This is a genomic window from candidate division WOR-3 bacterium (genome assembly GCA_029858255.1).
Classification (GTDB): Bacteria; Hydrothermota; Tepidihabitantia; order SM23-42; family SM23-42; genus SM23-42.
In genome coordinates, this window is sequence record JAOUFJ010000001.1 from 156,372 (window position 1) to 169,105 (window position 12,734).

Genomic DNA, 12,734 nt, shown 5'->3' on the forward strand with positions numbered 1-12,734 from the left:
CGGTCTATGGCTGTTGTGTGGGATTGTTCTACCATTATCATTTTTGTACTCCTTTTTCCCTTTGCTTGCGGATGAAATAGCCGATGTTGCCGATCACGATGAAAGCGATCATGGTCAGATGTGCTGCGGTCAGAGAACCGAGCGCCTCGCTTGCTTTTCGTCGGCTGGTTATCATCAATCTCGACTGGACCATTTCTTCGTATTCGGCCGCACCTTTCATACCGACCATGAGTCCGGAGAATTGTCCGGTTTGATAATACTGGTAGAATTCAGAGGCGCTGACGGCGGTTATCCCGGCGCCTACCGCGACACCGAAGCGGGTCTGTGAATACGCTATCCACCAGAGGGGCGCCGATGCACCGCTCAGTGATACAAGGATACCGACATCATTGAAATTTTTCACCTTACGCATCATCGGCAAGGAGTCGGTCCGGTATCCATAATAATCTCTTCGGTAGACATCCACGATACTACTGCCCATACCCAAGAGCGGCACGATCGGCGGAGGCTGCCAGCCCAGGAATACATAGTCGCGTCCATAGATGATACTGTCTTCATACGAGGTCGCCTGGCTGTTGAACTCATCGGTGACCTGGTCGAGTGCTTTCTTGGCGAGCCCGAGGGGTTGGACATACAGAGAGAGTGCGGCTACCCGTATGCGCCTGTGGAACGCATGCCGCAACATTGCGACGGCCATGGGTTCGATTTCGGGCAGCGTTTGTGGATCGTAATCGAAATCAAGCATTAGTATCTGGTCTCTAGGGATTGTTTCGACTGCATTGAACAGCTTTTCGACCGGGGTCATGACGCGGACCTTGGGAATCGCCGGAATGACCAGCGGTACCATAACCACGACTGCAAGCACGAGGTAGATGATGCGGCGGTCCAGCCTTGACAGGTATTCGATTATCTTCATTCCTTACCTCCGAGCCATGAGCGTTCGATGCCGAGGATGATTTTCAGCGAAGTGGCGATCGCCCCGAGGGCAATGCCGAAAGTAATACCGCGCTTCGCGGCAACATTAGGGATGTCCATGATCCACTGGGTGAACGCTGGCAAGTGTGAGGAGATGCTGTTGGCAAGAGGTAATAAGCCGATCATTATGATGAAAGCCGCGGAGAGCAGGAGGCTCGATTCCAGAGAACGAGCACGGAATGCCCGGTATGAAGCAGATGCCATGAAGAAAGCGAGCAGGGCGAACATCGTTGCGCCGAGCGGAACGATTATGTTGAGGTACAGGGTCTGGATGTCGAATTGAAATCCGGCGATCCGCGTTGGCAGGAAAAGTTCACCCTCAATGCCGCCGAGGAGGCCGATCACGCCACTCACTAAAAAACCGATGATCAGTACATAAGAATATTGCCAGTTCTCTCTTTTCCTCTTTATCTTGTCCTGATGCACCCTAATCAAGCTGACCAAACCCAGTATGATGGCGAAGGCGGACAGTATTCTTATAAAGTCGTTCCTCAACGTATTGTCAAAATCCTGGTATCCGCCGTGTGGTACGAAGTACGGTATTATGCCCAGGATCCCGAATATAAAGACCAGGACCAAAGGGAATCTTCTTTTCATTTTTCTCTCCTATCGAAAAACATTTAGAATAGGGAATTTCGTCAGTAGTCCGATGAGCGAAGCGAGTGCGAGAACGCTCAGGATGACGACCTTACCAAGGTCCTCACCTTTGATCGCTCCCAAGAGTAAGGGTTCCTTGGATATGTATGCGGAAGCAGCGTACAATTCTTCGCCTATCAGCGTAAAATCACAGGCAGTTACGAAGAACGGTAATTGCGTGATCTGATCGGTGCCGGCGATCTGGATCGCTCCGGTCGAGGCGCCTGTCTCGGCCATGATCAGCGATTCGGCCTTGAAGTAGCCGATGAAAAAGTTCGCTGCCGGTTTTTCTCTTAACATGACGCCGTCGACTGCCGCAGCAAAAGCGAACTGCGAGTCGGTCACGAAGTATACTTTGTCCATATCGAATAGGTCTGGCCTGCCTATTGTAGTATATGATTCTTTGACGATCTCTCGAGCAACAGTATAAACGACCGGGTCAGAAGTCGGTACGATCAACGGTGTTTCGTATTGGCCCGTTTTTTTTGCGATCTCCCCGAGGATGTTGAATGATGCAATGGTCGCGATATAATCGACGAGGCCGATGCCCATGCAATAGAGAATCGGCCGTCCCATTTCCGTTGCTCGACCTACTGCTTCGTCGACCGCATCGAGACCGCTGATCTTACGGATGAAGAGTTTCTTCCCCCTCCTTGCCTGGTTTATGAAATAGAGGATTATCAGGCAGAATAAGATGACTCCGATGAGCAGATTGGTGGAGTTTGCATCGAACCACTGAGGTTTGCTGCTAGCCGCCGGGGATGGTTCTGAATACGCTTTTTCTGAATCATACAGAGCGGCAACTCTGTAAGTGTATTCCTTACCAGCTTCAGTTTGGTCTTCGTAGCTGGTGCGGCCGGCGCCGATGAAACCAACTTGTACATAATCTTTACCCTGTTCGCTCCGGTATATTTCATACCCTTCGATCTCTGCATCGTCGGGCGAAAGTTGCCATTCGACCGTGATCGCGTCGCCGCGGTCATTAGGTGTGTCGTGGGCATTTACGCCGGTCGGCGGCGCAAGTGCAAAGATACCGGTCAAGAGAACATAAATCATTGAGCCTCCTTATGATTGCAAACGGATGATCATTGGTTTTTGGTTTTGGCTGCCATAACGAATAACCTTTGATTTGGTTGTTGCGTTGGTCGGTTGCGGAATACGGGACGGTCGTCGTCTTTCGGTTTCGAATGACGAAGGTGCTATCCGACCGGCAGTATCTGAAGTCATTCGCATACCAACCTTCTGGATATTGTGAGTTTGTATTGAATCATCGTTTCCGATGATCCGAGAGTGAAAGTGTAACTCAATGGATAGTATTTGTCCATTAGTTTAATGACTCTTTCAATTATATTGGAGATGAATGGCAAGTAAAGACTCTTGATTGAAAAGGACGCGGCGCACGGTATGGGTATCCGTGCGCCGCGCAGTGCTCCTTGAACGTTGAGTTTGTTCTAATTAATCGACAACTCCTAACCAGGGTCCGAGTAGATACTGGATTCTGCCGATCAACAAGCTGATGCGCGCCATGACCGTATAGCCGAACGCGGCGCCAAAGCCGATCATGACGAAGACGATGCCGATACGCGAGGTGGCGCCGAGAATGCCCTTGTGTTCTTTGGAGAAATAGAAATACGACAACGTGCAGAGAACACCGACGAAAAGAATTATCGACCACACCACACCCGTACTACCGGAGTGCCATGCCTGGAAATTCTGCGGTGTCAGAAATGTGCCCTGTATTTGTTTGATGATGAGCGCCTGGCTCACCGCTGGAATCGATGCTCCGACATAGTAACCCATGGATATGCCGATGGGAATGCGAACGAGCCATGACACACGCGGTATGAACCTTGTGAGATAGAGCATGCCGATAATGAATGGAATGATAAACAACAGCTGACCTTGCCTGAACAGCGGGTCGAATAGGGTGGGCATGAGTACGTTGTGCCAGTAAAAGGTGACGGCCCAGCCATTTGCCACGCCAACAAAAACATGTTCCGCGACCTTATAAAAAGGATTATCGCGCCAGAGAAATGAAAAGATCGCGATCGTACAAAGCGCGTTTATCCATACCCAGGGATCAGATGATATGTTCATTTTTGCCTCCTAGATGAAAGACAGATTACGGTGATGTTCAGTACTGTATGTATCTGCAATCTGAGGATTCCTTTCAATGGTCATCTTGGCCTCCCTGTGGCTGAGGGTTGCGACGATTTGGTCTTGCGGCGGGAAATGAAATATCCAGTGTTGCCGATTATGATGAAGATGATTATCACCACATGAGCATATGTAAGCGAGGGAAGGGATTCGCTCGCCTTGCGTCGTACTTTGATATTGAGTTCTGTTTCTACCTGTTCTTCGTATTCGGCCGCGCCTTTCATGCCGACCATGAGGCCGGAAAATTGACCGGTCTGCAAATACGGATAGAATTCAGAGGCACTCACTGCGGTTATCCCGGCGCCAACTTTCACTCCAAACCTGTTCTGAGCATATTCGATCCACCATCTCGGAGGATCACCGCTGCTCAGAGATACCAGCAGCCCGACGTCGCCGTAGTTCTTCACTTCCTTCATGATCGGTAATGTATCGGTTCGGTTGCCGAAGTAGTCGTTTTTGTAGACATTGACGATGCTCTCGCCCATACCGAGGATGGGTATCAGGGGCGGTGGTTGCCACCCGAGAAAGACATAGTCGCGTCCGTATATGATGCTGTCCTCGTTTGTCATTGCTACGCTATTGAACTCTTCGGACACATTGATTAGCGCGTTCTGTGCGAGACCGAGAGGCTGCACATATAGACTGAGCGCAAGTACTTTGATCCGTTTCCTGAAAGCATGACGCAGTATGGCAAAAGCCATCGGTTCGATCTCCGGCAGGGTCTGGGGGTCATAGTCAAAGTCAATGATCAGTGCTTTTTCTTCCGGGACATTGTCTATTGCGTCGTAGAGTTTTTTGACTGGCGGCATTACCCTCACAGATTTTACCGAGGGAAAAATAATTGGCAGTGTTACCACTATAAAGAGTATGGCATAGATAATGCGCCGGTCGATCTTTGTCAAAAGGTCGATGATCTTCATTCGCCACCTCCGCCAAGCCATGAGCGTTCGATACCGAGGATTATTTTGAGTGCTGTTGCCAGCATGCCGAGCGCGACGCCAAAAAGAATGCCGCGCTGCCCGGCAACATTAGGTACGTCCATGATCCATTGTGCAAAGGATGGGAGGTGCGGGGAGATCTCGTTCCCGAGAGGAAGAACGCCGAGCATGACAATGAATGCCGATACCAAAAGCAGGGTTGCCTCGGTGGAACGAGCGCGGAATGCGCGGTAGGCTGCCGAAGCCATGAAAAAGGATAGTAACGCGAACATCGCGGCGCCCAGTGGCACCTCGATGTTGAAATAGATTGTCCAGATATCAAATGCAAATGAACCGATCCGCGTTGGCAATATACCTGTGCCGGAAACGCCTCCGAACAGTCCGATGATCGAGGTGACAACAAAAGTAACGATCAGTACCCAGGAGTATTCCCAGTTCTGTCCCTTGCGCCGGATCTTGTCATAGTGGACCCTCAAAAGACTACCCAGTCCAAGTATCAGGGCGAACGCGGCGAGTATCTTCAGCAGATTGTTGCGCAGGAATTCGTCGGTGTTCTGGACTACTGGGTGTGGCACAATAAATGGGATGATACCGAGTATTCCAAATGCGAATACCAGTAACAAGGGAAAATTTCTTTTCATTTCGCCCCCTAATTAAACAAACTCATGATCGGAAAAACCGTGAGCAATCCGATGATCGAACCGGCAATGAGGATGGCGCCGATTATCAATTTGCCCCAGTCCTCGCCCTTAATAGCACCGAGCAACAAAGGTTCCTTTGATATATAAGCAGATGCCGCATATAACTCCTCACCGATCAACGTGTAATCGCAGGCAGTAACGAAAAACGGCAATTGCGATACCTGGTCGGTGCCGGCGATCTGGATCGCGCCGGTCGAGGCTCCGGTCTCGGCGAGGATAAGAGATTCGGCGCGAAACCAGCCGATCAAGAAATTGGTTGCCGGTAATTCTCGCAGCATGATGCCATCTACGGCGGCTGCGTAGGCAAATTGTGAATCGGTTACGTAGTACACGCTGTCCGGATCAAAGGCATCGGGTCTTCCGACATTGGTATATGACTCTTTCACAATTTCTCTCGCGACCGTGTAGACGATCGGGTCAAAATGAGGATTGATGAGTTTGGTGTCATACTCGCCGCATTTTTTTGCCACCTCACCGAGAATGTTGAGGGAGGCGATCGTGGCGATGTCTTCAATATATCCGATGCCCGGGCAGTACAGGATCGGTTTGCCCATTTCGGTTGCCCTGCCTATGGCATCATCGATCGCATTCAATCCGGCTATCTTTCTGACGAAGAGCTCTCTGCCCCGGCGCGCATGCTGAATGAAGAAAAGTATCAGGCCGCCAAAGACCATTAGTGCTACGATTATGTTGATCTTCTTGCGGTTGAGCCATTGAGCGGTACTTGTTACCATTAAGGATGGCTCGGAATATGCCATTACAGTATCAATAACCGCAGCCACTTTATATGTATACTGCTTGCCATCTTCGGTTTCATCTTCGATCTGGTTACGGCTCCGGCCTACGAGACCAACCTTTTCATAATCAACACCGTTCTCGCTGCGGTATACTTCGTATTTCTGCAGGTGCATATCATCGACCGATAGCTGCCATTCTATCGTCACAGCCCCGCCACCGTCATCAGGTGTATCATATGCATGGACAGCCGTCGGCGGCGCAAGCGCAAAGATGCTCACCAGTAAGATACCAGTCATTAGACCTCCTTACTTTGTGTTGATTGGAAGGGGATGTTTGAATTCATTTCTGCTGGCTCCCTGTTGCCAAAGAAATGCAGGCACACGCAGTAACGAGTGGGTTACGTGCGCGTTTCGGATTTAGAAGCAAAACGCATTGTCCAGAATTCAGAGATTCTTGCATTGAATCCTTCATTAAGAATTCGTGAAACGACATTATAGTTGAGAAAAAGGAGATGTAAAGAGATTTATGAAATGCGGCGCACCGCCTCTCCTCTGCCGACGGTGCGCCGGAATGTGTTCTGGGGTATGCGCGCTTACTTAATGATTCCCAGCCAATCTCCCAGCAAGAACTGCAATTTGCCTATCAACAGACTGATACGCGCCATTACAGTATACCCGAAGGCTGCTCCAAATCCAATCATCACAAAGACAATGCCCACACGTGAGGTGGCACCTATTACGCCCTTGTGCTCGCGCGAGAAATAGAAATAGGAGATTGTGCAGAGCACGCCTATAAAGACTATGACTGACCAAACAATGCCCCACGGGCCAGCGTTCCATGATTGAAAATTAGCGGATGTTAATACTGTACCTTGAATTTGCTTGATGATCTGCGCTTGGATCGTTGCCGGAATCAGCACGCCTGTCCAATATCCCATGTAGATGGCGATCGGTATGCGCACAAGCCATGATATTCTCGGAATAAAACGTGCTAGATAGAGTATGCCGATAGTGAATGGAATGATAAGCAACAAATCACCCTGCTGGAATAATGGTCTGAAGAGAATAGGCATGAGAATACGATGCCAGTAGAAGGTAACGAGGTATCCGTTGGCGACGCCCAAGAAAATATGTTCTGCGGCTCTGAAGAACGGATTTTCTTTGTACAGAAAAGATAGTATTGCCAAACTCAAAATCGATGCTATCCATACCCACGGGTCAGTTGAGATGTTCATTTTTTCCTCCTGTGCAGGAAAAACCCAATGTTCCCGATAACGATAAAGAGCATGATCGCGAGATGGGCGTAAGTGAGGGAAAGCATTGCCTCGCTCGCAACGCGTCTTCCTTTCACCCCGTAGTTAGTCTCAACCAGTTCTTCATATTCTGCCGCACCTTTCATGCCGACCATGAGTCCGGTGAATTGACCGGTTTGGTAGTAAGGATAGAAATCTGCTCCAGATACTGCCGTGCATCCAACCCCAACTTGCAGGCCGTACCTGTTTTGTGCGTAGGCAACCCATGAGATTGGTATACGTGAGCCGCTCAGTGCTACGAGTATGCTTATGTCATTATAATTCCTGATTTTTTCCATCATATGGAGGGTGTCGGTTTGGTTTCCATAGTAATCAACGACATATATGTTGGCTATGCTCTCGCCCATACCGAGCATCGGTACAATAGGCGGTGGCTGCCAGCCGAGGAACACGTAATCGCGTCCATATATGATACTGTCTTCGTAAGTCTGGGCAGAGATATTGAATTCTTCGACTACCTGATTTATAGCTCTCGTTGCCAGTCCGATCATCTCAACGTACAAGCTCAAGACAAGAATTTTTTTCCTTGTTTGGAACGCGTGTCTGAGCACGGCGATCGCCATCGGCTCGACCTCGGCCTTTATCTGTGGCGAATAGCTGCAGTCGAGGATAAGCGCCTTATCATCCGTTGTTTTATCCACTGCCGTGAAGAGTTTCTCAACAGGTGTCATTGGTGTGACTTCCAGAACGGACGGGAAAACGAGTGGCAGCGTGACGACAGCGAGCAGGATCGCATAGATGATCCTACGGTCTATCGTCATGAGTCTCTCGTATAGTTTCACTCGCCACCTCCCAGCCAGGCACGTTCAATTCCAAGGATGATCTTCAAGGACGTTGCGATCACACCGAGCGCAATGCCGAATACTATGCCGCGCTGGCCTGCAACATTAGGCACGTTCAATATCCACTGGACAAATTCGGGCAGGTGTTTCGATATACTGTAACCGAGGGGCAATAGACCGATCATCACGATGAAAGCCGCTGTCAGAAGAAGTGTTGCTTCCATTGACCGCACCCTGAAAGCGCGGTACGCTGCCGAAGCCATGAAAAATGCAAGGAGTGCAAACATGGAAGAGGCGAGCGGTATTACGATATTTTCATACAGTGTTTGAATGTCGAATCGGAATGAACCGATCGCGGTTGGCAAAATGCCATCTGCTGCGACGCCGCCAAACAGTCCAATCGCGGCTGAAGCTGCGAACGCGAAGAGCAGTAACCAGGAAAATTGCCAGTTTCTCCGTTTACGTTTGATCTTGTCAAAGTGCACTCTGAGCAGACTACCGAGTGCAAGCACTACTGCAAATGCGGAGAGCACGCGCAGGAGATCGTTACGTATCCATTCGTCATATACTTGGTATGAGGGATGAGGAATGACAAATGAGATCACGCCGAGCAACCCGGCAATGAATATAAGGGTCAAAGGTATCATTTTTTTCATGGTCGACTCCTATTCAAACAAATTGAGTATTGGAAATCGAGAAAGCAACCCGACAATAGATGCCAATATTAGCGCCGCTACAATAACAACTTTTGCCCAATCCTCGCCCTTTATGGCGCCAAGAAGCAATGGTCGTTTTGAGATATAGGCGGATGCTGCATATAATTCTTCACCGATCAGGGTGTAGTCGCATGCGGTCACGAAGAACGGTAACTGGGCAAGGGCGTCGGTTCCGGCGATCTGGATCGCTCCGGTTGCGGCGCCGGTTTCCGCTAGCACCAATGACTCTGCGGCGAAATATCCGATCAGAAAGTTGGTGGCGGGTTTTTCCCGGGTCATGATGCCATCAATGCCGGCAGCGTACGCCATCTGTTCGCGTGCCAGAAAAAAGACGCTGTCAGGATCATACGCATCGGGTCTGCCGGCTTTTGTATAAGATTCTTTGACTATTTCGCGTGCCACAGTATACACGATAGGGTCAGCGTTGGGCACGATCAGCTTCGTGTCATACTGGGCTGCTTTCTTTGCGACTTCACCCAGGATATTGAGACTTGCGATCGTCGCGATGTCCTCAATGTATCCGAGTCCCAGGGTGTATAATATCGGCTTACCCATTTCGGTCGCGCGACCAATAGCATCATCGATTGCCTGTAACCCGGCGATTTTCCTGATGTATAAATTCTTGCCTTTGCGGGCGTGAGATATGAAATACAGAATCAGTCCGCCAAATATGATCATCGCAATATAGATATTTATTTTGTCAATATTGATCCAGGACGCTTTGCTCGCGACTTCAACGCTCGGCTGTGAAAAGGACCGCAGGGTATCTGCAACAGCTGCCACTTTGTATTGGAAAACGACCCCGTCTTCTGTCTGGTCGCTGTAGGATGAGCGGCTTTTGCCGATGAAACCGACTCTTGCGAAATCCACGCCGTTTTCACTGCGGTAGATATCATAACCGTCGATCACTGCATCATCCGGCGATAAATTCCATTCGACGACTACCACGCCTCCTCCGTCACTCGGTGCATCATACACCCGGACGTCAGTCGGGGGCGCTAAACCCGCTAACGAACATAGCAGCACTAATATCATTGAACCTCCTAACGCTTTTCACACATTATCGTATTCGTGTTACGTATTTCGTACTCGTTTCTATATATTTCACAAACTTGTTCTTGCCTTCTGCGCAAGGCTATGCGCCAGTCTGGTGAGCATCATGCCCACACGATCATATGCCTTCAGAAGATCATCTGAATCGTTATTAGTTAAGTAACCAAGATCTCTGCTTAAGATGATCTGATAAGATATCTCTCCTACCGATCCTTTGGCTATCGATACAAATCTGCGATATTCGAGTCGCGTATTCCGTGCCGCTCCCTCTGCAATATTCATGGGAACGGAACTTGCCGCTCTCCGCATTTGGGAGATCAGAGAATACAATTCGAATCGTGGAAAGGTACGAGTTTTCTCATATACTTGAAGAGTAAGTACATGTGCTAACTTGAAGACATCCATGTCCCACACATTTTTTATTTTTGGTTTTTTCATATATCCTCCCTTTCAAATCCATGTTTTTTTTCAAACGAATACGATCTACGAGTCACTAGTACGTTTTTCGTGACAACCACACGGTGTCTTATGGCATTTCGGGCAACCGTTCCGGTATTTGGTCATGGCGTCTTCTGCATCTATTCGGAGTATCGAGGCAACGGAAAGAAGCCAGGCGAGACAATCCGCGAATTCTTCCGCAATCTTTTCCCGATCTTTCTTACGTATTGCTCTGGAGAGTTCGCCAATCTCTTCGACGAGCCAGTTGAATGTTTTGTCGAGCCCTCGCCTCGAGTCCTTCTCGAAGTACAGGGTTCGTATTAGTTCTTGGTACTTGTTCAGATCCAATTTTTGTAGTGGCTATTGGACGTGGATTGGGGTTGAGATGCTGTAAGTAGACAGGCAGTGTGTGTTAGTTTGGTAAGCTCGATTGAGGGACGTTTTGGGTGTTGCGATATTATGTTTGTTCTTTCTGTCATGGATGTCTGTATTATTATAACTGCGGTAAATGAAAAATCAAGGTTTAGAAAAAGATGAGGGAAGGGTCTTGACCCTTCCCTCATATGTGTTACCTAATTGAACACTACTCGTGAGAGTGAATGTATTTAGTCAAATCTCAATGTGGCAGATAGTCTCCAGTTTGAGAGATCAGTGAGTTCGTTGAACCCCATGAGGTCGATCTGGAGATTATTAGTGACCATCCATCCGATTCCATAGTAATAATCTGTCATGGGGACTTTCTCGGTCTCTTGTTCGACAGAAGCCGTTGGGGTCGCACCTGGGTCGTCGATGACCTCGGTCTGACTACCATCACCGTAGACGGTCAGTGTACGCTGAGGTTCATAGGCGATGCGTTCCGTGGTCGTAGTGTAATCTCTATAGGAAAGTGTATGCTGGGCACCCAGGCGAAAAACCAAGGGCTTGGTGACCAAAAATTCCAGCCCGACTGGAATCACAAAACTGTTAACACTGCCGTCAACCAGCGTCATCCAGGTTTCACTCTGTGTGATCGTGCGCGTGTAGTCTTCAGGTCCTGAAATGGTATCGCCATTGTCAAATACTCTTATCGATACTGTGTTGTCGGTCGCCGTTGTCGAATCTGAATATGATGCGGTGTTGAAGAAAAGGCCGATGCCGAATTTCACGCGCGGGGAGATGTTGAACAGATGTTTTGTGCCTACCCGTAGACCCTTGGTGCTGCTGCCGCCATCGTATGTCGTGACCGTATTAACGGTGTCATAGGTGAATGTATTATAGCTCTCCTCACGTGTCTTGAAGAAATAATCCATTGCATCATCACCGTAGTCAAGTGACTGTGTGAAGAAGTCGAGATAGAATCTGCCCTGAGCATTTTCGTTATAGTCGTAGAAAGATTTCAATCCGATGGTTATTCTGCTTCCAGACTGCGGTTGCATCAGGGAATCGAATATCGAAACAACGGTGAAACTCGTATCCTGGTTCATCGGATAATCGTACTCAGCCGAATCACCGAGAATTATTGCCTCGTTCGTCGCGCTCAGCATATCAAATCCGACGTTCATCCCAAAGGAAATGTTGTCATAATCATTCCAAGCGCTGAACATGAATGCATTTCTGCTGTTTTTATCGATCTCGTCGCCGATGAAACTCTCGGTGCGCAGATATTCCAGAGTATCCGCGAGTAGGTCTTCATTAAAGAATGAATAGGTGTAATTGTTTGCCGGGTCGGTCATTGTCGTGCGATAGTCGCTGTGCATGAATCCCAGGCCCAGGCGAAGGTTATTGAGTTTCGTTGCCAACGCAAGGTACCAGTCGCTGCTCGCCACGAGATCATATGCCGAAATTGTCCTCGTTTCAACCGTCCTGTTCGTAAAGTTACCTAAAGTATCCGGGTTGTTCAGATTCTCGATTGTCAATTCTCCTTCACCGTAGATTGGATTACCGTACGGATCTACCAGCCCCGTGTTCAGAGCGGTCTTTTCGGCAAGCCGATCATACATGACACCTGGATAGAGACTGCCCAGACCGGTAACGCCGCCGATGATGATGTGTGGCTGGCTGCCGCCCGAGAACAAATTCTCATCGCCGGTTACGAAATTCGCAAGACTCGTCCAGAGCCGAGCTCCTGTGATTTCAGGTATCCGTGCTGCCTCGAACAGCAGGTCGTAATCATCCTCGAAGAGCCCGGCAGTTGACTGATACCTGAAAGATTCGGTAACCAACCCGAAAGAGAGCGACACCATAATCGTGATAACCACGATGTGCTTCATGTTTTTCCTCCTTTAGAGCGATGTCTATCAAAAACCTTT

14 protein-coding genes are annotated in these 12,734 nt (G+C 49.0%); all 14 read right to left on the reverse strand.

The features are described 5' to 3' along the window. Positions 1-37 precede the first annotated feature (37 nt). On the reverse strand, positions 38-916 hold the full coding sequence (locus OEV79_00800; GenBank protein ID MDH4209977.1) for a hypothetical protein: 879 nt from the start codon (positions 914-916) through the stop codon (positions 38-40). Continuing rightward, a complete protein-coding gene (locus OEV79_00805) occupies positions 913-1,572 on the reverse strand; it encodes a hypothetical protein (GenBank protein MDH4209978.1) in 660 nt (219 codons plus the stop codon). Before OEV79_00805 ends, OEV79_00800 begins: the two co-directional genes overlap by 4 nt. A 9-nt stretch (positions 1,573-1,581) precedes the next feature. After that, the gene (locus OEV79_00810; GenBank protein ID MDH4209979.1) at positions 1,582-2,667 is read right to left on the reverse strand and encodes a fibronectin type III domain-containing protein; all 1,086 of its coding nucleotides are present in this window, start codon (positions 2,665-2,667) and stop codon (positions 1,582-1,584) included. Positions 2,668-3,066: 399 nt separating this feature from the next. After that, a complete protein-coding gene (locus OEV79_00815; GenBank protein MDH4209980.1) occupies positions 3,067-3,708 on the reverse strand; it encodes a hypothetical protein in 642 nt (213 codons plus the stop codon). An 80-nt stretch (positions 3,709-3,788) separates the two neighbouring features. Then, positions 3,789-4,688 carry a hypothetical protein gene (locus OEV79_00820; GenBank protein ID MDH4209981.1) on the reverse strand — a complete coding sequence of 300 codons (900 nt, stop codon included), beginning with the start codon at positions 4,686-4,688 and terminating at the stop codon, positions 3,789-3,791. Further along, on the reverse strand, positions 4,685-5,347 hold the full coding sequence (locus OEV79_00825) for a hypothetical protein (GenBank protein ID MDH4209982.1): 663 nt from the start codon (positions 5,345-5,347) through the stop codon (positions 4,685-4,687). The genes OEV79_00820 and OEV79_00825 overlap by 4 nt, the downstream gene beginning before the upstream one ends. An 8-nt stretch (positions 5,348-5,355) precedes the next feature. Beyond that, the gene (locus OEV79_00830; protein ID MDH4209983.1) at positions 5,356-6,441 is read right to left on the reverse strand and encodes a hypothetical protein; all 1,086 of its coding nucleotides are present in this window, start codon (positions 6,439-6,441) and stop codon (positions 5,356-5,358) included. 296 nt (positions 6,442-6,737) lie between these two features. Further along, complete coding sequence (locus OEV79_00835) at positions 6,738-7,379, reverse strand: hypothetical protein (GenBank protein MDH4209984.1); 642 nt, start codon at positions 7,377-7,379, stop codon at positions 6,738-6,740. After that, entirely contained in the window at positions 7,376-8,239 is an 864-nt protein-coding gene (locus OEV79_00840; GenBank protein ID MDH4209985.1) for a hypothetical protein, read from the reverse strand. The genes OEV79_00835 and OEV79_00840 overlap by 4 nt, the downstream gene beginning before the upstream one ends. After that, the gene (locus OEV79_00845; protein ID MDH4209986.1) at positions 8,236-8,895 is read right to left on the reverse strand and encodes a hypothetical protein; all 660 of its coding nucleotides are present in this window, start codon (positions 8,893-8,895) and stop codon (positions 8,236-8,238) included. Before OEV79_00845 ends, OEV79_00840 begins: the two co-directional genes overlap by 4 nt. A gap of 9 nt (positions 8,896-8,904) precedes the next feature. Next, positions 8,905-9,990 (reverse strand): hypothetical protein, encoded by a 1,086-nt coding sequence (locus OEV79_00850; GenBank protein MDH4209987.1) that lies wholly within the window; start codon positions 9,988-9,990, stop codon positions 8,905-8,907. 69 nt (positions 9,991-10,059) lie between these two features. Next, entirely contained in the window at positions 10,060-10,446 is a 387-nt protein-coding gene (locus OEV79_00855) for a four helix bundle protein (GenBank protein ID MDH4209988.1), read from the reverse strand. Positions 10,447-10,491: 45 nt separating this feature from the next. After that, the gene (locus OEV79_00860) at positions 10,492-10,794 is read right to left on the reverse strand and encodes a nucleotide pyrophosphohydrolase (protein MDH4209989.1); all 303 of its coding nucleotides are present in this window, start codon (positions 10,792-10,794) and stop codon (positions 10,492-10,494) included. A gap of 257 nt (positions 10,795-11,051) precedes the next feature. After that, positions 11,052-12,695: a hypothetical protein gene (locus OEV79_00865; GenBank protein ID MDH4209990.1), complete on the reverse strand. Its 1,644-nt coding sequence runs from the start codon at positions 12,693-12,695 to the stop codon at positions 11,052-11,054. Positions 12,696-12,734 lie beyond the last annotated feature (39 nt).

What these genes read in the sequence shown, in the direction of transcription:
- OEV79_00835 (MDH4209984.1), bottom strand. Translation starts at nt 7,379, where the DNA reads ATGAACATCTCAACTGACCCGTGGGTATGGATAGCATCGATTTTGAGT.
- OEV79_00825 (MDH4209982.1), bottom strand. Translation starts at nt 5,347, where the DNA reads ATGAAAAGAAATTTTCCCTTGTTACTGGTATTCGCATTTGGAATACTC.
- OEV79_00855 (MDH4209988.1), bottom strand. Translation starts at nt 10,446, where the DNA reads ATGAAAAAACCAAAAATAAAAAATGTGTGGGACATGGATGTCTTCAAG.
- OEV79_00800 (MDH4209977.1), bottom strand. Translation starts at nt 916, where the DNA reads ATGAAGATAATCGAATACCTGTCAAGGCTGGACCGCCGCATCATCTAC.
- OEV79_00865 (MDH4209990.1), bottom strand. Translation starts at nt 12,695, where the DNA reads ATGAAGCACATCGTGGTTATCACGATTATGGTGTCGCTCTCTTTCGGG.
- OEV79_00830 (MDH4209983.1), bottom strand. Translation starts at nt 6,441, where the DNA reads ATGACTGGTATCTTACTGGTGAGCATCTTTGCGCTTGCGCCGCCGACG.
- OEV79_00815 (MDH4209980.1), bottom strand. Translation starts at nt 3,708, where the DNA reads ATGAACATATCATCTGATCCCTGGGTATGGATAAACGCGCTTTGTACG.
- OEV79_00810 (MDH4209979.1), bottom strand. Translation starts at nt 2,667, where the DNA reads ATGATTTATGTTCTCTTGACCGGTATCTTTGCACTTGCGCCGCCGACC.
- OEV79_00845 (MDH4209986.1), bottom strand. Translation starts at nt 8,895, where the DNA reads ATGAAAAAAATGATACCTTTGACCCTTATATTCATTGCCGGGTTGCTC.
- OEV79_00850 (MDH4209987.1), bottom strand. Translation starts at nt 9,990, where the DNA reads ATGATATTAGTGCTGCTATGTTCGTTAGCGGGTTTAGCGCCCCCGACT.
- OEV79_00805 (MDH4209978.1), bottom strand. Translation starts at nt 1,572, where the DNA reads ATGAAAAGAAGATTCCCTTTGGTCCTGGTCTTTATATTCGGGATCCTG.
- OEV79_00820 (MDH4209981.1), bottom strand. Translation starts at nt 4,688, where the DNA reads ATGAAGATCATCGACCTTTTGACAAAGATCGACCGGCGCATTATCTAT.